This window comes from Salinibacterium sp. SWN1162, from assembly GCF_015864675.1.
In the GTDB taxonomy this organism is placed as follows: Bacteria; Actinomycetota; Actinomycetes; order Actinomycetales; family Microbacteriaceae; genus Rhodoglobus.
Window position 1 is genome coordinate 1,576,536 of the sequence record NZ_JADYWT010000001.1, and the last position, 23,646, is coordinate 1,600,181.

Consider the following 23,646-nt stretch of genomic DNA (forward strand, 5'->3'; position numbering starts at 1 on the left):
TCATGACTACGACACCCTCACGTTTTGTGGCTGTGTGGCGCAAGTTGCCGATTGTTCGGCAGGTTCGTCAGTCGGTAGGGCTCCAGCGCGGCATGCTCGTTGCTGGTTTGATTCTGACGGGCATTTTCCTTCTTACGGCGCTCTTCGCTCCGTTGTTGGCGCCTTATGGGTTCTCGCAATTGCGCGATGACGATGGTGCTTTCGGTGCGCAGGTTCCCCCGGGAGGCGCTCACATTCTAGGCACCACGGTCGGTGGTTACGACGTGCTCTCCCGAGTGATCTGGGGATCGCGCACAGCGGTTCTTGTGATCGTCGTTGCGGTGGCACTGTCGATCTTTGCCGGCGTGCTTCTTGGCCTCGTCTCTGGCTACCTCGGCAGCTGGATCGACCGCGTTCTCGTGGTCATCTCTGACGCCGTGTACGCGTTTCCGACGCTCTTGCTGGCTATCGTGGCCGCCATCGCGATTAGCGGCGGTCAGTCGAGTTTCTGGGGCGGCGTCTTCGCAGCGGCAGTGTCAATTACGGTCGTGTACATCCCGCAGTATTTCCGTGTCATCCGGGCCGAAACAGTGCGCATCAAGTCGGAGGCGTACGTCGAATCGGCGAAGGTCATCGGCTCGAGCACTCCGCGCATCATGTTCCGTCACGTGTTCCGCAATGCGACGCGTACCCTGCCGTTGATCTTCACGCTCAACAGCTCCGAGGCGATTCTGACGCTCGCGGGCTTGGGCTTCCTCGGGTTCGGTATCGAACCATCCGCTGCGGCCGAATGGGGCTACGACCTCAACAAGTCGATTTCGGATGTTACGAGCGGCATCTGGTGGACGTCGCTGTTCCCGGGACTCGCGATCGTTCTCGTTGTGCTCGGAATCACGCTGGTGGGGGAGTCGCTCAATGACCTCGCTGATCCACGACTGCGCACCCGTCGTAGAGCCGACCAGTCGGCGCCGGTTCTTGAAACCGCCGCTCTCTCAACGGTTGACCTTGACGATGATGCGAATCCGATCGACCCGCTGGAGGCTCGCTCATGAGCAATATTGTTGAGATCAAAAATCTTGAGGTCACGTTCGCGACTGATGGCGGCGACGTCAAGGCCGTCGACGATGTGTCGCTGAGCCTGGCGCCGGGGGAGGTCCTCGCGATTGTTGGCGAGAGCGGCAGCGGCAAGAGCGTTACGGCCAAGTCCGTCCTTGGGCTTCTGCCCGAGACGGCAGTGTCACGGGGCGCAATCGTGCTCAATGGCAAAGAGGTTATTGGGATGTCGGGCAAGCGACTGCGCGAGCTCCGCGGCGTTGACGTCGCGATGGTGTTCCAAGAGCCGTCGACCGCGCTCAACCCGGTTTTCACCGTGGGCTGGCAAATCGCCGAGGGTCTTCGCGCTCACGGCAATGTGAGCAAGCGCGAAGCGCGCAAGAAAGCGATCGAGATTCTGCGCAAGGTCGGAATTCCCGAGCCTGAGTCGCGCGTGGATTATTATCCGCATCAGTTCTCGGGCGGGCAGAAGCAGCGGGTCGTGATCGCCATGGCTCTGGTGCTTGAACCCGAGCTGATTGTGGCCGATGAGCCCACGACCGCGCTCGACGTGACGGTGCAGGCTGAAATTCTTGATCTTCTGCGCAGGTGCCGTGATGAGTTCGGCGCGGCCATCATCCTGATCACCCACAACATGGGCATCGTGGCCGATCTCTCCGACCGTGTTGCTGTCATGTATCAGGGCAAACTGGTGGAAGAAGCGCCAGCGCAGCAATTGTTCGACGCGGCCCAGCATCCGTACACGCAGAAGCTTTTGGCCGCGGTACCGCGGATTGGTTCGGGAGCTTCTCGGGCTGCTGCCCGGGTTGCTGACCGCGCGGCTTCGGGCGGAGAGAAAGATGCCGAGCCTGTCGTGATTGCTGACAATCTCGAAATCGAGTTCCCCGGGCGTTTCGGGCGCGCTCCGTTCCGCGCTGTCGACCGCGTGAGCTTTAGTATTTCGCCCGGCGAAGTGCTCGGGCTGGTGGGGGAGAGCGGATCGGGCAAGACGACGATCGGTCGCGCCATCGGAGGCCTCAACAAGATCACCGGCGGTTCGCTGTCGGTTCTTGGTCACGAAATGTTGGGCTTCAAGGAGCGCAAGTTCCGGCCGGTGCGCAGCGACATCGGTTTTGTTTTTCAAGACCCAGCATCGAGCTTCAATCCGCTGCTCACGATCGCGCAGTGTGTGGCTGAGCCGCTGATTGTGCACGGTAAGGCCGAGGACGCGAACGACGCTCGTGCGCGAGTCAACGAGCTTCTCGAGGCAGTGCAATTGCCGCGCGCGTTCGGGGATCGTTACCCGCACGAACTCAGCGGAGGGCAGCGTCAACGCGCCAGTCTCGCTCGCTCCCTCGCGTTGCGGCCACGACTGTTGATTGCGGATGAGCCGACCAGCGCGCTCGACGTGTCGGTGCAGGCAAAGGTTCTTGAGCTGTTCGCAGAACTGCAGCGAGATTTGGGCTTTGCCGCACTCTTCATCAGCCACGATCTCGCCGTCGTCGACATGCTCTCCGATCGCATCGCGGTGCTCTACAAAGGGCAGTTGGTAGAAGAGGGTCTGGGTTCTGAGGTGCTGGGTAACCCCCAGCATCCGTACACCCAACGTTTGTTGGCGTCGCTGCCCGTGCCCGACCCGCGAGAGCAGACGGAGCGTAGGGAAGCGCTGCGGGCGCTGACTGACGTAGATTGATGAGGTGACTTCCACTTCTCCCACGGTGAGCGCCCGCGATCTTTCGCTGCGCTACCCGTCTCGCAACCCCGAAACACGCTCAGTCGCTGTGAATGGACTCAGTTTTGAGATCGGCGCGGGAGAAGTGCTGACTGTAGTTGGCGAGAGCGGCTCGGGTAAGAGCACTCTCGCCAAAGCAGTTGCGCTACACGCTGAGACCGGCGAGAACGGTTCGCCGCTGTTCAGCGGCGGTGAGCTGACGGTGTTGGGTACTGAGCTTCGCAACGTCAGTCGCCGCAAGCGCGACCGTCTCAGCCTGCGGGTTGGTTATTTGCCGCAGGATGCGGGCAATCGCCTCAATGGTCGGTTGACGGTCGGTGAAAACATCGCCGAACCTATTTTCGTTCGTGATCGACGCTTCAATCAGCGTGAGGCCGCCGAGGCGGTAGCGACGTTGATCGATACTGTTCGGCTCCCACTCTCGGTGATGAACCGGTATCCGTTCGAGCTCAGTAAAGGTCAGCGTCAACGAATAGCGATCGCACGTGCAATGATCCTCGAGCCGCAGCTGCTCGTCGCCGATGACCCCACGGCGGGCATCGACGTCAACGTGCGCGCCGCCATCCTCGATCTGATCGTTGACCTTCAAGCGCAACGGTCATTTTCCGCGATGTTGGTGACCGCGGACCTTGCCGCCGTTCGCCGGGTATCCACCAAGGTCGCGGTCATGCACCGTGGCATCCTCGTGGGCATCGGAGATTTGGATGCTGTTCTCGACGACCCCTGGCACCCCTATGTGAAGGGGCTCGCCGACTCACTTCTGGAGCTACACCGTGACAACGCCTGACGTACCTGTTACCGCTTCTTCAACGTGGCTGGTCGGTGGCTTTGGCCCCGACATGGACTGCGAGTCTGAAGGTATCTCGGTCATGCGCAGCCGGGCGGATGGCTCTCTTGAGATGTCGCACTTGGCGGCGGCCATGCCCTCAGCATCGTTTCTGGTGGTCGATGGTGACAAGGTCTACTCCACTCTGGAGGGATCCGGGCAGGTTGCGGTTTTCGACCGCGACGGCGAAACGCTCAGCAACGTCACGATCGCTGCAAGCGGCGGGCAGTACCCCTGCCACATCACCGTCAGTGATAGCACCGTGATAGCGGCCAATTACGGCACGGGCACGCTGGGAGTCTTGGAAGCCCGGGGCAGTTCCGCAGTGCTCGAGACCCGGCAGGTCTTAGAAACTGCCGGCTTGGGGCCGCGGCCGCAGCAGGAAGGCCCGCACGCGCACTCCTCCGTGTTTGTGGATAACAACACGCTCTTGTCGCTCGATCTGGGCGCCGATCGCATCCGTATCTTTAGCTTCAACGACTTCGTGCTCGAACAGGTTGATGAGGTCGTCATGCCTCCCGGCTTTGGCCCGCGCGATATTGTCGCGCGTCCCGACAACCTGTTCTACGTGCTGGGGGAACTCGGATGCGGCTTCATGGTGTTCGAGTGGAGAGACCGCCGGCTTCACAAACTGTGCTCTATCGCGCTTCCCGGTGCGGTTGAAGGCGACCAAGCGTCCGCGATCGCAATTTCGGATGACGGCCGCCATGCCTACGTCGGCGTGCGTCACAGCAATGTGATCGCGATTCTTGCGATCGCTGACGACGGGCGAAGCGTCGCCCCGCTCACAGCGATCTCGTGCGAAGGAAATTGGCCTCGCCACATCATTCTGAGCGATGGGATCCTGCATGTGTGCAATCAATTTTCGAACGAAATCGCGAGTTTCAGAATCGATGACAACGGAATTCCTCAGTTAATTGCTGCCCCTACGCGGGTTCTGTCGCCGACATACCTCGCGCGAATCGCCTGATGGTTTTTGAACTGCGAAATCATTTGCTAAAGTAATTGAGTCGCACAGCGATCCTCGATAGCTCAATTGGCAGAGCAACGCACTGTTAATGCGTAGGTTCTTGGTTCAAGTCCAAGTCGAGGAGCAAGTCAGTCCCGGTCACTCAGGTGGCCGGGACTTTGCTTTTCCCTGGCGACGTTTCCCTCGCGACGTTTCCCGACCTCGCAGTCTGCTGGCCTTGTAGGCGGCTGGCCTCGTACTCCGCCGGGAGTAGCGCCTACTGCGCCTCAAAGCCGACGCGGGCGCGCAGTGCGCCAACTACCATCGGAGAATGCCTTCGTCATCCCGTCGCTCGACACCGCGCGCTTCGAGTCGGATGCTCGACGGGCTTCTCAACGGCGCGGGCGTCACGGCGTCGCAGTCTCCACGGACGCGTCGCTTGCGACGGTGGATGCCCGTAGTTGTCTCGCTGCTGGTGCAAGTGCCGATCACGATTGCGGGCGTGATCTGGACGGGCGCCTACGCAGAGTACGGCGATGCGGCATCCGTGTTGCCGTTCCGCACCGTTTTGGAACTGAGCAGCATCGGCCCGGGGGCGATCGCTGCCCTAGCACTCTCGGTTATGGGGCCGCTGTTGCTGCTGAGGATCCGCCAGTATCCCGGGCCGCTCATCGCGGTCATTTCTGCTCTGGCGGCGGCAGACTTTCTGATCGGTTACTCGGCGCTGTCGGCGCCTTACATGGCGCTCGCCTTCGCGATCGTTATCGCAATCTCGCACGGCGCCCGCACTTGGACGTGGGTCTCCATGATTGTGGTGTGGGAGGCGACGCTCTTGGCCGGGCTCGTTGTGGGCATCGACCTCGACTCTCATCGCGTTGTCGCGACGACCATTGGCCTGCTGCTGGTGCTGGCGTTTGCCGAGGTGAACCGGCGGCGGCGCGAGCAACTCGAGCATTTCCACACTGCTTTCCAGAGTCGCAGAGAAGAAGAACTGCGGGCTGAGCGCACCCGGATCGCCCGCGAATTGCACGACGTGTTGGCGCATTCGCTCAGCCAGATCAACGTGCAGGCCGGCGTCGGCCTTCACCTCATGCACAAGCAGCCCGAGCAGGCCGAAGAAGCACTCGCGAGCATCAAACGCTCGAGCAAAGAGGCTCTTGACGAAGTGCGGTCGCTGCTGGGGATGTTGCGTAACGACGGCACCGATTTAGGCGACGCGAGATCGGATGATGCTCCACTTGTTCCGGAACCGGATCTTTCGCGCCTCGTGAGTCTCGTCGATTCGGTGCGGGCCCAAGGACTCGCGGTGCATTCCAGTTCAGAAATCTCGGAGCAGACCGCTGCGGCAGTGCAATTGGCGCTCTATCGAATCGTTCAGGAATCCCTCACGAACGTCGTGCGGCATGCCTCGGCGACGACTGCCGTCGTGTCGTTAGCCGTCGAGGGCGATGACTATCTCGTTACTATTGCCGATGACGGTGTTGGTATCGACGCTGACGGTCACACAGAGGGTCGAGGGCTGGTGGGCATGCGGGAGCGAGCTGAACTCCTTGGTGGAACGTTAACGGTGCGCGAGAGCGCGCCGCGTGGCACAGTCGTAACGGCTCGAATTCCGCGCCGGTCGGCATCCGTATGATCCGCGTTGTCATTGCGGATGATCAACAGCTGATTCGTGCCGGCTTCAGCAGTCTTCTCAACGCCGAAGACGGCATCGAGGTGGTCGGCGAGGCGGCAACCGGTACCGAGGTCATTGAAGTGGTGCGTCGTGAACATCCCGACGTTGTGCTGATGGACATCCGGATGCCGGAGGGCGATGGACTGTGGGCGACCGAACAGATCGCAACATTTCCTGAACTTGCTGATACGCGCATCGTGATTGTGACCACTTTTGAAGTGGACGAGTACGTCGCCCGCGCAATCCGCGCCGGAGCCAGCGGTTTTCTTGTGAAAGACACGGAGCCGGTCGAACTCATCCGGGCGGTTCGTATCGTGGCATCGGGCGATGCCCTCTTGAGCCCGGGCGTCACGAAACGACTGCTCGAACGCTTTGCTCGTGGCTCTCAGGTTGCGGTTGACGACTCCATCCTCTCGGCCATCACCGATCGAGAACGTGAAGTTTTGGCTCTCGTTGGCCAGGGCCTCACCAATTCAGAGATCGGCACCACCCTCTTTCTGAGCCCCCTGACGGCCAAAACTCACGTCTCTCGCATCATGTCAAAGTTGGCCGCCCGAGACCGCGTGCAACTCGTGGTGATCGCTTATGAGACCGGACTTGTGTCTCTGGGGCGAGCGGGGTGACGGGCAGCATCTCGCGTCGCGCCGACCGACCGGTTCGCTCTGCCGAAGTATCCGCGGCAATTCGCTCCAGTTTTGCGGTGGGTCTCGCTGTCGCTGCGTATGGGATCTCGTTTGGCGCGTTGGCGGTAGCGGCGGGGCTGGATGTCTGGCAAGCGTGCGTGCTCAGCCTGCTGATGTTTTCCGGCGGATCCCAATTTGCCCTCGTCGGCGTGCTCGCGACGGGAGGCGCGGCGGCGGGCGGTGCCGCTATCGCCAGTGCGGTGCTGTTGGGGGCGCGTAACTCGTTGTACGCCCTGCGAGTGGCTCCGATGATCGGCCCCGGTGTTGCCAAACGACTGCTGGCAGGGCACTGGACCATCGATGAAAGCACGGCCGTCTCCACGGCGCAGCCCACTCTGGCAAGCCAGCGCGCCGGATTTTGGTGGACAGGCGCCATCATTTACGTCGGATGGAATCTGACAACACTCCTCGGGGCGCTCATCGGAGACCAGCTCGGGGATGTGAGCCAGTACGGTTTGGACGCCGCAGCCGCCGCTGCATTCCTCGGCCTCCTCTGGCCGCGGCTCAAGCAGCTGCAGCCCATCGTGGTGGCGGTCGGAGCAGCAGTCGTTGCTGCTGTGCTCATGCCTGTTCTGCCGGCGGGGCTCCCGGTGCTCGCGGCGACGCTCGTTGCCGTGGCCGTGGGACTCACGAACTGGCTGGGAACCCGCGAGAGTGACCTTGCCGAAGCTGAACCCGATCCGATGGGGGAGCGATGACTGTCTGGCACATCATTCTGATCGCGTCGATCGCGGTCCTTGCGCTAAAACTTGCGGGGTTCACCATTCCCGCGGTGTGGGCAGAGAAGCCCACGGTCGCGAGGCTTGCGAACCTGCTCACAGTCTCGCTGCTGGCAGCGCTCATCGTTGTGCAGTCGTTCGGTTCAGCTCGTGGTTTCGACGTGGATGCTCGGCTGCCTGCTGTCGCGGTTGCCGCCGTGCTCTTCGCGCTGCGGGTTCCGTTCATCGTCGTGATCATCGCGGCCGCGCTGGTGGCGGCTGGAATCCGCGCCCTAATCTAGGCGTCGAGCTGTTCCTCGGTGGGCAACCACGAGTGACCGGGCTGGCCCCACCCTTGCTTGCGGATCGCCTTCGCGGCGGCCTTGGCATCCGGGGCTTGTAAGCGGTCGGCGTAGAGCACGCCGTCGAGGTGGTCGTATTCATGCTGGAAGATGCGGGCGAGCCAGCCAGACGCCTCGATCTCAAACGGCTTCTGGTCGAGATCTAAGGCGCGCAGAATGACGCGTTCGGAACGGATCAGCGGGAATCGTTCGCCCGGGATGGAAAGGCAACCCTCTTCATCCGCGTCATCGATGTCGAGCAGGGGGAGAGGGCTTTGCCACAACTCAGGATTGATGGCGACGCCGCGCCAGAGTGTGTCGTTCTCGTCGGTCCAGTCGTAGACAAAGACGCGCAGCCCTACGCCTACCTGAGGGGCCGCAAGCCCAACGCCAGGTGCCTCTTCCATGGTCTCGAACATGTCGGCCACCAGGGTCGCGAGTTCGCTGTCGAAGGCCGTTACCGGATTCGCGGGAGAATGGAGCACCGGTTCGCCGGTGATGATGATGGGAAGAACGGCCATGTGCCCAGAATATCCCGAGTTAACGCAGTACATTTGACGGGTGCCGCCAGACATTCTTGACCTCACCGATCAGATCAGTCTGACCCCGCTTCAGGTCGCTGGAATTCCTCTTGCTCTGATCGGGGCGATTCTGCTGTCGCTCGGCGCACAATTTCAGCACCGCGGCGTTGCTCGCATGGAAGAGAAGCACGGCAGCGACGCGAACACGGGTCTTAACTTCTCTCAAATCAAGGCGCTGCTCGCTCGCCCCTCGTGGGTAATCGGCACAGCGTTTCTTGGCTTAGCGATCGTGTTTCAGCTCTCGAGCCTCGCTATCGCTCCCATCATGGTGGTGCAGCCGCTCGGCGCTGTTGCCCTCGTGATGACGGCCATCATGAACTCGCGCATCGCCAAGGTGCGGCTCGATGCGATCTCTATCCGCGCGATCGTCATGTGCGTTGCCGGCGTCGGCATTTTCGTCGGTATCGCAGCAATGTTCGCGAAATCTACGGTGGTGACACAGCGCGAGCTCTCGCTGGTGCTCATCATTTTGGCTGTCGTATTAACTGCCTGGATCGTTCTGTTTCTAGTCTTTCGCAAGAACGCCTCACCCATTTTCTACATTTTGGGTGCCGGAATGCTGTTCGGCTTCGTGGCTACGCTGGCGAAGGTCGTGATCGACCGTGTCAAGACGATTGTCATCTCCGGTTCTGGCTTCGAGAGCACTGACTTCTTGACGATCCTCTGTATCGTCGGGCTTATCGCCGCCTCGTTGCTCGGCTCGTACTTCGTGCAGACGGCGTACGCCTCGGGCCCACCCGATCTCGTTGTTGCCGGCCTCACCGTCGTTGACCCTCTCGTTGCCGTGACCGTTGGCATCCTGGTATTGGGCGAAGCGGCGGATGCGCCACTCTGGGCGGTCGTCGCGTTTGTGATTACCGGGGCCATTGCCATTTTTGGGGTGTTCTCGCTGTCGAAGCATCATCCGCAGATCAGGGCATAGCATTTCGCAGTCTGCGGCTCAGCGCCCCGTCGACACCGGCGCCGTGGGGTACCTTATTAGATGCCGATGACCTGACCGGGTCGAAAACGGCTGGCTCATCGTGCATAACTGTTAAGGAAATCTTCGACTGTGACTTCCGCTGTGAAACGCTCGCCCCACGAGGGCAAACCGCGACTTCGCATCCTCATTGGCGCAGACACCTTCTGGCCGCAAATCAACGGTGCCGCCACTTTCATTGCACGACTCGCTGCCGGCCTCTCTGAACGAGGTCACGACGTGCATATCGTGGCGCCGTCGTACTCCAATAAAAAGTTGGGCACGATGATCGAGGAGCATGAAGGTCAGTCGATGACTCTCCACCGCCTCTATTCGTGGCGTTGGGTCGGCCACCCCTGGCTGCGTTTCATGATGCCGTGGCGTGTAAAACAGAACTCGGCCCGCATTCTCGACCAGGTGAAGCCCGACGTCATCCATTTTCAGTCGCACATCATTATTGGCCGCGGCATGACGATCGAAGGTGGCAAGCGCGGCATCCGTCTCGTGGGCACGAACCATTTCATGCCCGAGAACCTTCTCGATCACGCTTACATCATCCCTAAGTTCCTGCGCCGCAAGGCGATCCGCATGGGGTGGGAGGCCGCTGGACGGTCATTCGCGCGGGCTGAAAGCGTCACGACTCCCACGCGCCGCGCTGCCGAGTACCTTGAGGGCAATACGAAGGTGCGAAACGTCGTCGCGGTTTCGTGCGGCATCAACGCCGACGGCTACAACGGCAATCTTGAGCCCAAACCCGAGAACCTCATCGTGTTTCTGGGCAGGCTCTCTGATGAGAAACAGATCGACAAGCTGATTCGCGCCCTCGCGATTATGGACCCGGCGCTGAATGCCAAGCTGGAGATCGTTGGCGGGGGAGAGCTGGAAGGCAAACTCCGTGCTCTCGCTCATTCTTTGGGTCTGCAAGACCGGGTCACGCTCACTGGTTTCGTCGATCAGGATCAACTTCGCGACGCTCTTCAGCGCGGATCGGTCTTTGCAATGCCGTCGATTGCCGAGCTGCAGAGTATCTCCACGATGGAGGCGATGGCATCGGGGCTGCCCGTGGTCGCAGCTAATGCGATGGCGCTGCCGCACCTTGTGCATGACGGCGAGAATGGGTTCCTCTTCGAGCCGGGCAATGTTGAAGACTTAGCGGCGAAGCTCACCCGAGTGCTCACGATGGCGCCGGATGAAGTTCTCAAGCTCAAGAAAGAGAGCTTGGAGATCGTTGCTGCGCACGATATCCAGCGCACTCTTGACACCTTCGAGAGCATGTATCGCGGCGAAATGGTTACGGATCCCGTTGCTTTAGGCAAAAAGAACGAGAGCGCCTCCTAACAGGAGACGCTCTCGCGGGAGCCACAGCAATCGGCTCGTAACTGCAGGCGTGGAGCCTACTTCTTTGCGGGGGTGCGGTTTTCGGCCGACACCATCCAGGCGTATTGTTCAAGTGTTTCGAGCACACCGTGAAGAAGATCGGCGCTCGTCGGGTCTTCTTCGTCGATGGGGTCGTGCAGTTCCCTGATGGTGGCGATGGTGCCCTCAAGCCGTTCGGTCAGCAGATCGATAGTGTCTGTCGTGCTGATCTCACCGGCGGGGAAGGCAGGGAGTGTCGTCGTCTCGGCGACCGTGTCGCTGCGTCCATCCGGTGTGGCATGGAGCGCGCGCATCCGCTCGGCAATAGTGTCGCTGAACCCACGAGTGGCATCAATGATCTCGTCGAGCACGAGGTGCGTATCGCGGAAGTTCTTGCCGACGACGTTCCAGTGCGCTTGCTTGCCTTGAAGTGAGAGTTCGATCAGGTCGACTAACACCTGTTGCATTTTGTCGGCAAGCCCCTTCGAGGCGGTGAAGCCCGACTCAGCATTTTGCTGTCGAGTCTTGCGAGCCCCAGACTTTGCCGAACTTGTGGTCTGCGCTTTCTGTGAATCAGTCATAACTGCATCGTAGAAGCGCAGCATTAACGCTAGCTCAACGTTGCTTGGGAGGAAGCTGAACGGGCGGTCGTAGCGCCGATCACTCGGTTTTGCCGGTAACGTAGATACGCGCCCGCAGCAGTGCGGGCACGGGGCGGTAGCTCAGCTGGTTAGAGCAGCGGACTCATAATCCGTCGGTCATGGGTTCAAGTCCCATCCGCCCTACATCTCTCATCTCCCGTAGCCCTCGTCGAGCGCCACTGAGGACATGTCGCCGAGGAAACGCCAGCCAGGAAACGCCACTGAGGCCCGACCGCGGCATCCGTCATTCTGCGACGGCGTGCAACAGGTCGGGCCTCAGCGGGCATAGACGCTCACCCGGGCGATGGACGGGCTTGCCGCGCATTACTGCGCGACAGGCCCCGCCCGAAGCGAGCGACTAGCTCTCGATGGCGCGCTGAGGCGCGTCAGGGAGTGTTCGGCGCCGGCGCAGAACGAAGGCTGCGCCCAGCGTGAGGAGAAGCGCTGCCAGCGTAAGGTAGCCGCTGATGCTTGCCCCGGTGAATGCCAAGGCAGCGGCGTCGGTTCCGTCGGCGGCCTCGGCATCAGTCGTGCCGGTTCCGCTTCCGTTGCCGGGTTGCGTGACCTCGGATGCCGCAGCGATGGAGATTCGTTCAAGCTCTCCAATGTTGCCTGCCGCATCAATCGCGCGGTAGCTGACGACGGCGGCCTCGGCCCCGACCGTCAGCGGACCCTCGTACTCCGTGAACGCAACGCGGGCGGATGCGCTTGCCTCGGACATCACGAACTCGAGCCGTTCGATACCTGCCCCACCATCAGTTCCAGCGAGCGTCAGAGTGCGGGATTCCGCATCAAACTTCGCCGTAGCGGTTGGCGCGGTGGCGTCGATTGCGATCGTGCGGGACACCACCTCGGAGACATTGCCGGCGGCATCCGTTGCCCGCATCTCGAGTGGGTGGCGCCCGTCGCCCGTAATCTCGATGGGGCCGTCGTAGCGGCTCCAGGCCGCACCATCAAGCCTGAACTCGACGATGGGTGTGGAGTCGGCGGCGTCGGTGGCGTCTGCCGTGACGGTCACCGCGTCGGTGAACCACCCGGCAGCGTTCGGTTCAACTGCTCCGGTCGAGACCGACAACTTCGGGGCTACCCAGTCTTCTTGAAGGCCGGCTGCACGCTGGTGATCGGAATGCATGCCGAACGAGTCCGCGATGTGTGGCATCCAGCAGGCATCGTTGTGGCGACCTTCGGGGTAAACCTCCCACGTGTGAGCGATTCCCTTCTCTGTCAGCGCGGCATCCATGCTTCGTGCCGGAGTAGCGAAGCCGTAGTCGTCGAACTCGCAGACGTCAAAGTAGAAGTCGTAGGTGGAGAGAACTTCGGTCGACATCGCCTTGACGTCATTGATCGGTGAACGGGGTTGCGCATCGGGTCCGCCGGGAGCAGTGACGCCGACCTGACTGGGGGAGAGCCCAATCGCTCCGATGTGTGAGGCGAGCGAAGAGAACATCTCCGGGTACGCGAGGCCGATGGAGTAAGCACCAAAGCCGCCCATCGAGACGCCAGAAAGGCCGCGGAATTCTCGGCTGGCCAGAGTGCGGTATTCGGCGTCGACTTGTGGAATTAGCTCGTTGATGAACATGCTGCGCCAGGGCGTGCCATCGACGTGATCGGTGTACCAGAGGGATTCGCCGTCGGGCATGATCACGATCGACTCAGCAAGTCCACCGGTGGTGTACAGCTCGTCGAGCTTGGCGCCGAAATCACGCGGTTCCCACTCACGGCTTCCGCCGTTGACTCCATGGAGAAGATAGACGACCGGAAATTCTCGGTTCGGTTCAGTGAAGTACGACGGCGGGAGGTACGTTACGTACTCCCGTCGGGCATCTTCAAGGTCAGAGTCGACAAAGTCGCGGAAGAATCGGGATTCGTTGCCAGCTTCAGTGAAGTTTTCGCGGTCGAAAGCCAAGAACTCCTGCGTGGTCGGTTCGAATTCGAACGCCACGCCGTCTTTGGTGCCCGTGATCGTGCGGTTGGTGTCAACGATCAGGCGACCATCGGACGACTCGATCACCTCCACCTCGCTGTCCGTGAGTGTGAGGGTGCCCGAATCGTTCAGCCAGTCGCGGATCTCGCTTGCACGGCGATCGAGGTCGCGACCGTTGTGCTCGTAGGAATCTGTCAAGGTCGCGAGATAGGCGTCGGCGTCACCGGCAGCGAGTGCGGTGCGCTGTTGAGCGAGGGTGGCGAGAACGCTGTCGGTGATGCTTGCTGAGGCTAAAGCGCCCGATATTCCGTGAACGTTTTCGCGTACTTGGTCTTTCGAATAGATGCCGACGGGGCCCTGGTACCAGCCGCCTCCGCCCGACATGTCGTAGACGCGCACGGCGAGAGTATTTTCAGCTCCGAAGCGTGGTGCAGTTGCCGGGATGGGGTACAGGCGCTGCTCAAACCATTGGCTTGATGCATTGGGTGGCATCGTTCCCGAGCCACCAATTTTTTCCCCGTTGAGGAACGCTTCATCGACGTCATCGATGAAGCCGAGCGAGGCAACAAGGTTGGCGCCTTGCGCATCGGCGGGGAGGGTGAACGTGAGTCGATACCATCCGAATCCGTCATAGTCGGCGAACTGTGGGGCGCCGTCAACCTCAGGTACTTGCAGGGTCGTCCAACCGCTGTCGTCGAAACCGGGGCTCGACCATGTGGGGTCGTCTCCGGTAGAGAACTGCCAGTCTCCCGAAAGGTCGAGTTCCACTGAACTCGGCGCCGAAACTGCTGCCGGTCGAACGTCAGCGGCAATGGCCGGGGAGGCCGCCACCATGGTGGACAGCGTCAGTGTTGCAATGCCGATTATCGCGACGGCTGAGTGCCTCCGCGGTCGGGCGGGCTGCGTGATTTCCATGCGCTCCAACTTCGTCGTTGTGTGAGTGCTGTGTTTTCGATTCTCGTAAACCGACGCTCTGGGAGCGTGCACACACCGACGCGCAGCTCTGGTCCACTCAGAACGGCGAGCACGGGGGTGCTCGGTTGGCAAGCTCTGGGAGCGTTCCCAGAACGAACCAGAAAACCGTGTACAGCTATTTGCAGTCATCGTATATCAGGATGTCGACGCATCGTCAGATTATATTTTCACGCGGACTCGTGCCGCTTGCACGTTTGCTTATGAGGTGAGCGGGCAGCGAGTTCTATTGAAAAGCTGAAGCCAGTTCATGGAAACTAGTTACTGAGGTCGTGGGTTTGAGAAAATGTTCGGGGTACGTTTTGTTGCCTCGGTTAACCCAGATAGCGAGAAGTCCCGCTGCGATGGCGCCATGAATATCCCACGGATGAACCGCCACCAGGTAAGCGGAAGCCGAGCTGACCTGCGTGCCGGTGCGCGTCAGAGCACTCTCGTAGGAGGCGCGCGCGGGCTTCCACGGGGAATGTCCCTCCACCGAGAGGAAGCCAGCCATGGCATCCGCAATTCCGGCGTCGGCGAGCATGCGCTCAGCGTTGTTCGCCGGTCCGTTCGACAGCGTAAAAAGTCGATGATCTTCCTGTTGTAACGCGCGGATGCCTGAGGCGACGTCGCTGTGCAGGCTCACGTTCGAGAACGCGGAGATCACGGCATCCACGGCATCATCGAGCGGAAGGCGCAGCGTGATGCTGCCGAGAGCTTCGCGAGCATTCGCTGTGGCGATAGCGAGAAAGCGTGCCTCGCTGCCGGCGGCCGTGAGAGCAAAGCCATCGCGCAGGATGCTGGCGAACCACGACGACGCGATTTCGCGGTTCGCGCCGACGGCGTCAAGCGCATCGCCAACCGGGGTGAGGTCTGAGAGCGTTTCGTTGACGTCGAAGAAGATCGTGGCGGGGCTGCTTGTCATCTCGAACCAGCTTTCTGATCGTGACCGCTGCTGCCGATCTGGAACGGCGGGTTCTCGGGATGGGGCCTACGGTACGCGCAATAGCGAGCGCTTTCCTGAAATCCAGAACACGAGAGAGCCGAAGCCGAGCATGACCACGACGATGAGGCCGACGAAGAAGAAGACGTTGGCGTAGCCGGTGTCGGGGTGCAGGAACGGGTACGGAACCCAGCCATCGGTTGCGCCGCGAACGAGAACAACGACGACCCAGACGATCGGGTAGACCAGTACGATCCACAGTCGGTTAAACGCGATGCGTGAGCGGTCAGAGAACAGTATCCAGTCGGCCAGCGCGAAAATCGGGGTGACGATGTGCAGCGCAGTGTTCGCCCACGCCACGGGAACGCCACCGGCGGCACCGAGGGGTGCGAGCAGCGTCGCATACACAACGCCAACGATGATGATGTACGTCGTGACCGACGCCCGGGCGATGTTCAGCGCTGGTGACGCCGCTTCTCCGCGGAGCGCAACAACAGCGATCACGGCATAAATGACCGCGAGGATGATGTTTGACTGAATCGTGAAATACCCGAACATGTTGAGAGGGTTGATCGCGGTGCGCCCGGCGGCTTCGGCTACGGTCGCAACCACCGCTGCCGCGACGATCGCCGCGATCACCAGTCGCAACATCGCGACGATGACGGTGCCGCTTCGGGTTTCGGGCGTGGCAGGTTTTGTGGCGTAGGTCATGGTTCCCCTCGAACTCAAGCAAGTGTCTGCTCGACTATAACGGGGCGGATCGCCGGCCCTAGCACCGGCGAGTAACGCAGGCGAAATCCGGTCACGGTGGCTGGCCTCTTCGTGCTTCTCGGCGCGGATAAAAAAGCCGGTCAGAGGTAAAGTGCTTTCCACTGAGGAATGGGCTATGGTCAGGGTTAGCACGCCAACTGAGACAAGGGGAAGCGGAATAATCATGGCTGGAAAATCGCCTAGAGGAAGCACCAAAAAAGAGGCCAAGCTGTCTATTAAAGACAAGCGGGCACACAAGCGGGCCAAGCTCGAAGACACCGGCTTCATCAAGCCGCGTAAGGGCCAGTAACGGCCCAACAATCGAACTCATCAGATTCCACACTCAGATGCGATGAGTTCAGCGTGGCGGCGCGCAGTCGCAGGCACGGAAATCCCGTGTCCCTTCAGTGCGCCTGCGCCGCCACGCACACTATCAAGTCGTAGGCGTTGCCGCCGGGAGCGTGCCTACTTGCGCACCTTGCCGCGACCGAAGATCAGCCACAGGATCGAGCCAAGAATGGACAAGAAGAAGGCGACCAAGATCCAGATGAGCTTGCCGAGCACTCCGTGGTTGTTGCTCTTGGCGATCGAGACCACGGTGATGATGAAGATAACGAGGCCGACGATGCCGAAGCTGAAGCTAATGGGTTCCATGGTCTAAATCTACCGGGCGTGGCACTATCAAGTTATGAGTTTGCTGGATGCTGCGTGGCAGTCACTGGGCGAAGATGCTGCCGCCCTCGCTTTGGTGCGCGAAAACGGTACTGCGGTGCCTCTTGCTGGGGTTCTCCCCACGGGCCGTTTCGTGCACGACGCGATCGCCGCGGCCTCGTTCTCTGCGTCTTTGTTGGCGGCCCGCCGTGTTGGCTGCGCGGTCCCCGCGGTTGAACTAAGCCCACTCAAAGTCGCGACTGCCGTCACGAGCGATCAACACTTCCGCCACGATGGCGAGCCCGTTACGGCGTGGTCTGAGCTCTCCGGTTTCTGGCCGTGCAGCGATGGTTGGGTGCGCACGCACGCGAACTACCCGCACCATCGCGCAGCGCTGCTCACCGGGTTGGGGTTGCCCGCCGACACCGGTGCCGATGGATTCATGCTCGCCCTCCACACTATGGATGCCGCCGACGTTGAAGAGATGGTCACCGCAGCAGGGGGAGTTGCGACTGTGGTGCGCGCGCCAGAAGAGTGGGCAGAGCATACGCAAGGCCGCGCGGTTGCAGAATTGCCGGTGATTGAGTTCACGTCACTGGGCGACACCGCTCCGTCTGATCTTGGCGAAACGACGATCGATGCGCCGCTGGCCGGGCTACGCGTGCTTGACCTCACTCGCGTGATTGCGGGCCCCGTCGCGGCTCGAACTTTGGGATTGTGGGGTGCCGACGTTCTGCGCATCGACAGCCCGCGGCATCCAGAAATCGACTGGCAGCACCGCGACACGGGAGCTGGAAAGCGCTCGGCCCTGCTCGATCTGGACGACGACGCCGATCGCGCCACGTTCGAGAAACTGCTCGAGACCGCGGATGTCGTACTCACCGCTTACCGCCCCGGAACGTTGGACAAGTTCGGAATTTCACCCGCGGCTCTCGCCGAGCGCCGCCCGGGAATCATCGTCGGCCGGCTCTCGGCGTGGGGAACAGTCGGACCGTGGGCAGAACGCCGTGGTTTCGACAGCATCGTTCAGGCGGCAACGGGAATCGCGTTCACCGAGGGAGAAGGTAAGGGATCACCGGGAGCGCTGCCTGCTCAGGCTTTGGATCATGCGGCGGGTTACCTGTTGGCCGCTGCCGTTACCACAGCCGTGCGTCGCCGCATCGATGCTGGGCACTCGTGGCTGGTGGAGGTATCGCTCGCGCGTGTCGCGACCGAGTTGTTGCAGCAGCGCCGTCCGCGCCATGCGCCTCGGGCAGCCGCCGGATTCACGCCCACGGTGGCGACGAACGACGGTGTCACGAGCGCAGTGCCGGCACCTGCGTATGCCGGCAGTCCCGGGCGTTTCAGCGCTCCCGCCGTGGCGTGGGGTTCGAGTGACGCGGCGTGGCGTTCTTAGGGAACTTCGCTGGCTAGATTTGCGACCCGATTGTGCTTTCCCGAAATAATCCCGTGTCGGCGGTGGTTGGCATGGTGGACTTCAACAAGGATGGACTTATGACTGACACTGCTGCTCCCACACTCACGCCCGAAGCTAAGCTCGCTACTTTCCGCGAACGCCGCGACCAGGCGGTCGTGCAGCAGAACGGCAATCTTGCGCTGACGAACACTCAGTGGGTTGACGCCGAGCAGACCATCTGGGGCGTTCCCGGAACCTGGGCTCCGCACGACGATGGGCTTACGGTCACCGCTACGGCCGAAGACAACATCGTCGTCGATGGCACGCTGGTCGACGGCAGTGCCGTAGTTCGCAGCAAGAGCCACGAAAACCCGAGCGCGATCGTCTTTGGCGAGACCGTGACGGGCTTCGTCATCAAGGCTCCCGAGGGCAACCACGCACTTCGTGTCTGGGACACCAACTCGCCTGCTATCCAAGAATTCGGCACGATTGACGCCTACGCGTACAACCCCGACTGGGTCATCACTGCAGCGTTCACTCCCAACCCGGAAGGCACCACGCTCGGGTTCGAGCACCTCAAAGACAACGGCCAAGAGCGCGAGCAGCCGATTCCCGGCGACATTTCCTTCACTAAGGATGGCGTTGACTACAACCTCGCTGCGTTCAAGTCGGGCCGTGCCCTTCAGCTCGTATTCGCGGATGCCACCAGCGGCGTCGACACCTACAGCGTCGGCCGCTTCCTGTTCGTCGCCCCCAACCCTGACGGAACCATCGTTCTCGACTTCAACCTCGCGATCCTGCCCCCGTGCGCTTTTAGCTACAACTTCAACTGCCCCATGCCCCCGAAGCAGAACCGTTTCGCCGTCGCTATTGAAGCCGGCGAAAAGAACGTGCTGAAGAAGGATGGCTCGCTGCTGCACGACTAAGCGCTCGGCGAGTGCGACTCCAAGAACTCGAACACTTCGGTGGAGTCGACGCCGGGATACATTCCGGTGGGCATCGCGGCGAGCAGGGAACTGTTGAGCCGCGCGCTCGGGAGTGAATGTTGAGCCCAGCGCTCCGTGAGGTTGTCAGGCGCGCTGCGGCAGCATCCGTCATCTGGACACGTCGACACGGCACGATTCGTCGTGTCGCGACCTCGGAACCACTTCGCGGAGGCGAACGGCGTACCCAAGCTGATCGAGAAGTCGCCGCGACGGCCCGATTGGATGCGCGAGGTGCACCAATAGGTACCGCCCGGCTTGTCGGTGTACTGGTGGTACGGGCTGAAGCGATCGTCGACGTCGAAGACCTGGCGCGCACTCCACTGACGGCACACGATCTGACCCTCGATCGCTCCCAGGGCATCGGTCGGGAAGGCTGCGTTGTCGTTTTCGTAGGCTTTCGAGATTGTGCCGCCCTCGTGCACCTTCAAGAAATGCACGGGTACGCCCAAGTGCTCGGTCGCGAGGTTCGTAAAGCGATGGGCGGCTGTCTCGTAGGGCACCGCGAAGGCATCGCGCAGATCTTCGACCGACAACTCCCGCTGAGCCTTGGCTGCGGTCAGGAACTCCACGGCCGTCTTCTCCGGGATCATGAGCGCGGCCGCGAGATAGTTTGTCTCCACGCGCTGGTACAGAAACTCGGAGTAGTCGGCGGGCTCGCGGATGCCCAGCACATGCCCCGCAAGGGCCTGCAGCAACGTCGACCGTGGGTCGGTGCTCTCTGCCTGGGCCACGGGCAAATAGATGCGGCCGTTGCGTAGATCCGTCACGCTGCGAGTGGATGCCGGAAGATCGGGCACGTAGTGCAGCGAGAACCCGAGGTGCGAGGCAAGGTCGGAGGCGACACGCTGCGAGAGCGGGCCACCTGTGTGGCCCACGGCATCCAGAAGCTCGGTGGCTTTCGATTCGAGCTCGCCGAAGTAGTTGTTGCGCTTGCGCATCACGCGTCGTAGTTCGGTGTTGGCGCGGCGGGCTTCTTCGGGGGTCGCCGCGCGTTCGCGATGTAGTCGTTGCAGTTCGTCGTGGAGGCCGAGCACGGTCTCAATAGCTTCGTCGCTGAGTGTCTTGCGGATGGGCAATTCGGGAAGCGTCAGTGAGGCGTAGAGCGGGCCGCGCTGAGCACGCTCGAGGGCGATTTCCAGAGCCGCGCGCCGCGACGGCGGCTCGGCATTGAGTAAGTCATCCACTGTCACGTCAAAGATGCGGGCGAGTTTCTGCAGCTCGCTGAGCTTGAGTTCGCGCTTGCCGTTCTCGATGACGGAGACCTGAGAGGCCGCTCGATTCAAGGCAGCGCCGAGGTTGTCGAGGGTGAGACCGCGATCGGTGCGGAGCTGGCGGATGCGCCGGCCAATGGTGAGGGAATCGATCATGTCCTCATCGTCTGCCTGCGCGAGCGTGCGTGGGGTCATCTCAGCGTCCTCCTTGACGGTCTTCTGCGGAAAAACAGAAGAATGCAGAGAATTCTGCCGCAAAACTCGGTTAAGAACCAGTGCTGAGGCCGCAGAGTCGAAGAAACGCACCACCGACCACTACCTGACGAAGGAGCCAGCAATGTCGCACAACCGCCCCGGTGACCAGATCCAAACCGCAGCCGAGCTTGAGACCGAGTGGAAAACAGCTGCCCGCTGGAACGGAATCGAACGCGATTTCAGCGCCGAAGACGTCATTGCCCTTCGCGGAAGTGTTCGGGAGGATCGCACCCTTGCCCGTCGCGGAGCCGAGAACCTGTGGAACCTCATTCAGCGTGACGACACCGAGTGGGTCGCCGCGCTTGGCGCGCTCACCGGCAACCAGGCCGTGCAGCAAGTGCGCGCCGGCCTCGAAGCGATTTATCTCAGCGGCTGGCAAGTCGCCGCCGACGCCAACCTCTCGGGTCAGACCTACCCCGACCAGAGCCTCTACCCAGCCAACAGCGTTCCGGCCGTGGTTCGCCGCATCAACAACGCGCTCCTTCGGGCAGACCAGATTGAGACCGCCGAAGACGGTGCTCCCCGCACCGACTGGATGGCGCCGATTGTGGCCGATGCGGAAGCCGGCTTTGGTGGGCCTCTGAACTCCTACGAGCTCATGTCATCCATGATCGAAGCCGGCGCTGCCGGCGTTCACTGGGAAGACCAATTGGCGTCGGAGAAGAAGTGCGGTCACATGGGCGGCAAGGTTCTCATCCCGACCGCCCAGCACGTTCGTACGCTCAACGCGGCTCGACTCGCTGCCGACGTTGCGGGCGTCTCGAGCATCATCATCGCGCGCACCGACTCTCTTGCGGCCGACCTCATTACCAACGACGTGGATGACCGTGACAAGCCGTTCTTGACGGGCGAGCGCACGAGCGATGGCTTCTACCGCACCACTCCGGGCATCGAAACGGTGCTCAGTCGCGGCCACGCTTACGCGCCGTACGCCGATCTGCTCTGGGTAGAGAGCGCGAAGCCCGATCTCGAGTTGGCACGCACCTTCGCGGAGAGCATCCACAAGGAATTTCCGGGCAAGAAACTCGCCTACAACTGCTCGCCGTCGTTTAACTGGAAGCGTCACCTCGACGACGACCAGATTGCGAGCTTCCAGCGCGAGTTGGCAGCCATGGGCTACGCCTTCCAATTCATCACCCTTGCAGGGTTCCACGCCCTCAACCACTCGATGTACACCCTGGCTCGGGGCTACAGCGAGCGGCACATGAGCGCCTATGTGGAACTGCAAGAAGCAGAGTTCGCGTCTGAAGCAGACGGCTACACGGCCACACGCCACCAGCGTGAGGTCGGCACGGGGTATTTCGATCGCATCGCGACCGCTCTCAACCCCACCAGTGAAACCCTCGCCTTGGTCGGAAGCACCGAAACAGCGCAGTTTCACTAAACCCTCTGGCGCCCTCGTCCCACGCGAGGGCGCCAACCCCTCGACAACTCAGACCACTTCATCCACGTTAAAGGACATCTCATGACCAAGCACAGAATGGAACCGCTCGCTGATTCGCATGACCGATCAAGCGAGATTCTCACCCCTGAAGCTCTGCACTTTCTGACTCGGCTCCACGACCAGTTCGCGGGTCGTCGTCACGACCGCCTCGCAGCGCGCATGGAGTCGCGCAAGCACATCACGAACGGCCGCAACCTGCGCTTCCTACCGGAGACGGCCGCGATTCGCGAAGATGATAGCTGGCGCGTTGCGGGTGCTGGCCCCGGCCTCCACGACCGCCGCGTCGAGATCACTGGCCCCACCGATCGCAAGATGACGATCAACGCCATGAACTCGGGAGCCAAGGTGTGGCTCGCTGACCAAGAGGATGCGACGAGCCCGACGTGGCACAACGTCATCGGCGGCCAAGTGAACCTGCGCGACGCGATCCGCCGCCAGATTGACTTCACCACCGCGGAGGGAAAGACCTACGCTCTCGGCGAGGAGACACCCACGATCGTGATGCGACCGCGCGGGTGGCACCTGGTAGAGAAGCACCTGCGGTACACCGACCGGGCAGGGCTGCGTACGCCGGCATCCGGCTCGCTCGTCGACTTCGGGCTGTACATATTCCATAATGCGCACGAACTGATCGAGCGCGGCAGTGGGCCGTACTTCTACATCGCCAAGATCGAGAATCACCTCGAAGCGCGGCTCTGGGATGACGTCTTCACGTTCGCCGAAAACGCTCTGAACATTCCCCACGGCACGATTCGCGCGACAGTGCTGATCGAGACGATTCCGGCCGCGTTCGAGATGGAAGAAATCCTGTACGAGCTGCGCGAACACTGTGCAGGACTCAACGCCGGCCGCTGGGACTACATCTTCTCGATCATCAAGAACTTCCGAGGCCGGGGAGCAAGTTTCGTACTTCCCGACCGCGCCGCGATCACGATGACGGTGCCGTTCATGCGGGCCTACACCGAGCTGCTCGTTGCAACCTGCCACAAGCGGGGCGCACATGCCATCGGAGGTATGAGCGCGTTCATCCCGAACCGCCGTGACCCCGAAGTGACCGCTCGCGCCCTCGATGCTGTGACGCGCGACAAGCGTCGCGAAGCCACCGACGGCTTCGACGGCACGTGGGTCGCTCACCCCGATCTCATCCCCACCGCCCGCGCCGAGTTTGACGCGGTACTGGGAGAGCGCCCCAACCAGATTGATCGCCTGCGCGACGACGTTCACGTGACGGCGGAGGACCTGCTCGACCTGCGCATTGACGGTTCAGTAACGGATGCCGGAGTGCGTTCCAACGTCTCCATTGCGCTGCGCTACATCGAGAGCTGGTTGCGCGGAGTTGGCGCGGCGGCGATCGACAACCTGATGGAAGACGCTGCCACCGCTGAAATTAGCCGCAGTCAACTCTGGCAGTGGATGCACCAGCATGTTGTCACGGCGGAAGGTACGCCCATCACGCACCGCAGCATCGAGGAGGAGCTCGCCCACGTGTTCTCCACGATTGAGCGCACGCCCGGCGATCGCTTCGATGAGGCCGCTGCGGTCTTTCGCGAAGTGACGCTGGAGGAAGAGTTCCCCACCTTCCTCACCCTCAGCGCGTACAGCAGCTACCTCGTCGAACAGCCCCGCGAGAACGCTGCCTGACAGCTCCACGGGCTAGCCGATACTCGCTCTAACGTGCTCAATG

Annotated in this window: 22 protein-coding genes and 2 tRNA genes; 17 read left to right on the top strand and 7 right to left on the bottom strand. The window is 61.6% G+C overall.

Going from position 1 to position 23,646, the window contains the following annotated elements; translation table 11 throughout:
* Positions 1-2 precede the first annotated feature (2 nt).
* The 9 genes from I6E58_RS07450 (at position 3) to I6E58_RS07490 (ending at position 7,876) form a co-directional block, all read left to right on the top strand.
* Positions 3-1,031: an ABC transporter permease gene (locus tag I6E58_RS07450; RefSeq protein ID WP_129071575.1), complete on the top strand. Its 1,029-nt coding sequence runs from the start codon at positions 3-5 to the stop codon at positions 1,029-1,031.
* On the top strand, positions 1,028-2,704 hold the full coding sequence (locus tag I6E58_RS07455; RefSeq protein ID WP_129071574.1) for an ABC transporter ATP-binding protein: 1,677 nt from the start codon (positions 1,028-1,030) through the stop codon (positions 2,702-2,704). Before I6E58_RS07450 ends, I6E58_RS07455 begins: the two co-directional genes overlap by 4 nt.
* Positions 2,705-2,708: 4 nt before the next feature.
* Positions 2,709-3,530, top strand: a complete 822-nt coding sequence (locus tag I6E58_RS07460; RefSeq protein WP_307842018.1) for an ABC transporter ATP-binding protein — start codon at positions 2,709-2,711, stop codon at positions 3,528-3,530.
* The gene (locus I6E58_RS07465) at positions 3,517-4,539 is read left to right on the top strand and encodes a beta-propeller fold lactonase family protein (RefSeq protein ID WP_307842019.1); all 1,023 of its coding nucleotides are present in this window, start codon (positions 3,517-3,519) and stop codon (positions 4,537-4,539) included. Before I6E58_RS07460 ends, I6E58_RS07465 begins: the two co-directional genes overlap by 14 nt.
* A 51-nt stretch (positions 4,540-4,590) precedes the next feature.
* Positions 4,591-4,663: transfer RNA gene (locus tag I6E58_RS07470), tRNA-Asn, on the top strand.
* Between the two features lie 186 nt (positions 4,664-4,849).
* Positions 4,850-6,154 carry a sensor histidine kinase gene (locus I6E58_RS07475; RefSeq protein WP_197131883.1) on the top strand — a complete coding sequence of 435 codons (1,305 nt, stop codon included), beginning with the start codon at positions 4,850-4,852 and terminating at the stop codon, positions 6,152-6,154.
* Entirely contained in the window at positions 6,151-6,816 is a 666-nt protein-coding gene (locus I6E58_RS07480) for a response regulator transcription factor (protein WP_197131885.1), read from the top strand. Before I6E58_RS07475 ends, I6E58_RS07480 begins: the two co-directional genes overlap by 4 nt.
* Positions 6,813-7,574: an AzlC family ABC transporter permease gene (locus I6E58_RS07485; protein WP_374189185.1), complete on the top strand. Its 762-nt coding sequence runs from the start codon at positions 6,813-6,815 to the stop codon at positions 7,572-7,574. The genes I6E58_RS07480 and I6E58_RS07485 overlap by 4 nt, the downstream gene beginning before the upstream one ends.
* Positions 7,571-7,876 carry an AzlD domain-containing protein gene (locus I6E58_RS07490; RefSeq protein ID WP_129071571.1) on the top strand — a complete coding sequence of 102 codons (306 nt, stop codon included), beginning with the start codon at positions 7,571-7,573 and terminating at the stop codon, positions 7,874-7,876. Before I6E58_RS07485 ends, I6E58_RS07490 begins: the two co-directional genes overlap by 4 nt.
* On the opposite strand, the gene def is transcribed toward I6E58_RS07490, so the two are convergent.
* On the bottom strand, positions 7,873-8,436 hold the full coding sequence (gene def / locus I6E58_RS07495; protein WP_197131887.1) for a peptide deformylase: 564 nt from the start codon (positions 8,434-8,436) through the stop codon (positions 7,873-7,875). The genes I6E58_RS07490 and def overlap by 4 nt on opposite strands.
* Positions 8,437-8,476: 40 nt before the next feature.
* On the opposite strand from def, the gene I6E58_RS07500 reads away from it, so the two are divergent.
* Positions 8,477-9,418 (top strand): DMT family transporter, encoded by a 942-nt coding sequence (locus I6E58_RS07500; RefSeq protein WP_197131888.1) that lies wholly within the window; start codon positions 8,477-8,479, stop codon positions 9,416-9,418.
* A gap of 129 nt (positions 9,419-9,547) precedes the next feature.
* Positions 9,548-10,792, top strand: a complete 1,245-nt coding sequence (locus I6E58_RS07505) for a glycosyltransferase (RefSeq protein WP_197131889.1) — start codon at positions 9,548-9,550, stop codon at positions 10,790-10,792.
* Positions 10,793-10,848: 56 nt separating this feature from the next.
* Here the strand turns inward: I6E58_RS07505 and I6E58_RS07510 are convergent, their stop codons facing one another.
* Complete coding sequence (locus I6E58_RS07510) at positions 10,849-11,391, bottom strand: Dps family protein (protein ID WP_197131890.1); 543 nt, start codon at positions 11,389-11,391, stop codon at positions 10,849-10,851.
* A gap of 130 nt (positions 11,392-11,521) precedes the next feature.
* On the opposite strand from I6E58_RS07510, the gene I6E58_RS07515 reads away from it, so the two are divergent.
* Positions 11,522-11,595 (top strand) — tRNA-Ile (locus I6E58_RS07515).
* A 214-nt stretch (positions 11,596-11,809) separates the two neighbouring features.
* On the opposite strand, the gene I6E58_RS07520 is transcribed toward I6E58_RS07515, so the two are convergent.
* The 3 genes from I6E58_RS07520 to I6E58_RS07530 form a co-directional block, all read right to left on the bottom strand.
* A complete protein-coding gene (locus I6E58_RS07520; RefSeq protein ID WP_129071566.1) occupies positions 11,810-14,290 on the bottom strand; it encodes an OmpL47-type beta-barrel domain-containing protein in 2,481 nt (826 codons plus the stop codon).
* Positions 14,291-14,573: 283 nt separating this feature from the next.
* Complete coding sequence (locus I6E58_RS07525; protein ID WP_197131891.1) at positions 14,574-15,251, bottom strand: HAD family hydrolase; 678 nt, start codon at positions 15,249-15,251, stop codon at positions 14,574-14,576.
* 66 nt (positions 15,252-15,317) lie between these two features.
* A complete protein-coding gene (locus I6E58_RS07530) occupies positions 15,318-15,980 on the bottom strand; it encodes a Pr6Pr family membrane protein (protein WP_197131892.1) in 663 nt (220 codons plus the stop codon).
* A 223-nt stretch (positions 15,981-16,203) separates the two neighbouring features.
* Between I6E58_RS07530 and I6E58_RS14350 the strand changes: the two genes are divergently transcribed.
* Complete coding sequence (locus I6E58_RS14350; protein ID WP_255531466.1) at positions 16,204-16,329, top strand: hypothetical protein; 126 nt, start codon at positions 16,204-16,206, stop codon at positions 16,327-16,329.
* Between the two features lie 155 nt (positions 16,330-16,484).
* Here I6E58_RS14350 and I6E58_RS07535 read toward each other — a convergent pair whose 3' ends face one another.
* A complete protein-coding gene (locus I6E58_RS07535; RefSeq protein ID WP_129071563.1) occupies positions 16,485-16,673 on the bottom strand; it encodes a PLDc N-terminal domain-containing protein in 189 nt (62 codons plus the stop codon).
* 34 nt (positions 16,674-16,707) lie between these two features.
* On the opposite strand from I6E58_RS07535, the gene I6E58_RS07540 reads away from it, so the two are divergent.
* A complete protein-coding gene (locus I6E58_RS07540; RefSeq protein WP_197131893.1) occupies positions 16,708-18,066 on the top strand; it encodes a CoA transferase in 1,359 nt (452 codons plus the stop codon).
* Positions 18,067-18,164: 98 nt separating this feature from the next.
* Positions 18,165-18,992, top strand: coding sequence for a DUF1684 domain-containing protein (locus tag I6E58_RS07545; RefSeq protein ID WP_197131894.1), 828 nt, complete (start codon positions 18,165-18,167; stop codon positions 18,990-18,992).
* Here I6E58_RS07545 and I6E58_RS07550 read toward each other — a convergent pair.
* Entirely contained in the window at positions 18,989-20,458 is a 1,470-nt protein-coding gene (locus I6E58_RS07550) for an XRE family transcriptional regulator (RefSeq protein ID WP_197131896.1), read from the bottom strand. The two genes, I6E58_RS07545 and I6E58_RS07550, sit on opposite strands and share 4 nt — an antisense overlap.
* 142 nt (positions 20,459-20,600) lie before the next feature.
* Here I6E58_RS07550 and aceA point away from each other — a divergent pair, with 142 nt between their 5' ends.
* Positions 20,601-21,902: an isocitrate lyase gene (gene aceA, locus I6E58_RS07555; protein WP_197131898.1), complete on the top strand. Its 1,302-nt coding sequence runs from the start codon at positions 20,601-20,603 to the stop codon at positions 21,900-21,902.
* A gap of 81 nt (positions 21,903-21,983) precedes the next feature.
* Complete coding sequence (aceB, locus tag I6E58_RS07560) at positions 21,984-23,603, top strand: malate synthase A (RefSeq protein ID WP_231595168.1); 1,620 nt, start codon at positions 21,984-21,986, stop codon at positions 23,601-23,603.
* Positions 23,604-23,646: the final 43 nt, after the last annotated feature.

Excerpts from the sequence above, each read along its gene's own strand:
- I6E58_RS14350 (WP_255531466.1), top strand. The coding sequence starts at position 16,204 with ATGGCTGGAAAATCGCCTAGAGGAAGCACCAAAAAAGAGGCCAAGCTG.
- I6E58_RS07450 (WP_129071575.1), top strand. The coding sequence starts at position 3 with ATGACTACGACACCCTCACGTTTTGTGGCTGTGTGGCGCAAGTTGCCG.
- I6E58_RS07475 (WP_197131883.1), top strand. The coding sequence starts at position 4,850 with ATGCCTTCGTCATCCCGTCGCTCGACACCGCGCGCTTCGAGTCGGATG.
- def (WP_197131887.1), bottom strand. The coding sequence starts at position 8,436 with ATGGCCGTTCTTCCCATCATCATCACCGGCGAACCGGTGCTCCATTCT.
- I6E58_RS07525 (WP_197131891.1), bottom strand. The coding sequence starts at position 15,251 with ATGACAAGCAGCCCCGCCACGATCTTCTTCGACGTCAACGAAACGCTC.
- I6E58_RS07455 (WP_129071574.1), top strand. The coding sequence starts at position 1,028 with ATGAGCAATATTGTTGAGATCAAAAATCTTGAGGTCACGTTCGCGACT.
- I6E58_RS07480 (WP_197131885.1), top strand. The coding sequence starts at position 6,151 with ATGATCCGCGTTGTCATTGCGGATGATCAACAGCTGATTCGTGCCGGC.
- I6E58_RS07535 (WP_129071563.1), bottom strand. The coding sequence starts at position 16,673 with ATGGAACCCATTAGCTTCAGCTTCGGCATCGTCGGCCTCGTTATCTTC.
- aceB (WP_231595168.1), top strand. The coding sequence starts at position 21,984 with ATGACCAAGCACAGAATGGAACCGCTCGCTGATTCGCATGACCGATCA.
- I6E58_RS07510 (WP_197131890.1), bottom strand. The coding sequence starts at position 11,391 with ATGACTGATTCACAGAAAGCGCAGACCACAAGTTCGGCAAAGTCTGGG.
- I6E58_RS07540 (WP_197131893.1), top strand. The coding sequence starts at position 16,708 with ATGAGTTTGCTGGATGCTGCGTGGCAGTCACTGGGCGAAGATGCTGCC.
- I6E58_RS07545 (WP_197131894.1), top strand. The coding sequence starts at position 18,165 with ATGACTGACACTGCTGCTCCCACACTCACGCCCGAAGCTAAGCTCGCT.
- I6E58_RS07530 (WP_197131892.1), bottom strand. The coding sequence starts at position 15,980 with ATGACCTACGCCACAAAACCTGCCACGCCCGAAACCCGAAGCGGCACC.
- aceA (WP_197131898.1), top strand. The coding sequence starts at position 20,601 with ATGTCGCACAACCGCCCCGGTGACCAGATCCAAACCGCAGCCGAGCTT.
- I6E58_RS07520 (WP_129071566.1), bottom strand. The coding sequence starts at position 14,290 with ATGGAAATCACGCAGCCCGCCCGACCGCGGAGGCACTCAGCCGTCGCG.
- I6E58_RS07490 (WP_129071571.1), top strand. The coding sequence starts at position 7,571 with ATGACTGTCTGGCACATCATTCTGATCGCGTCGATCGCGGTCCTTGCG.
- I6E58_RS07550 (WP_197131896.1), bottom strand. The coding sequence starts at position 20,458 with ATGACCCCACGCACGCTCGCGCAGGCAGACGATGAGGACATGATCGAT.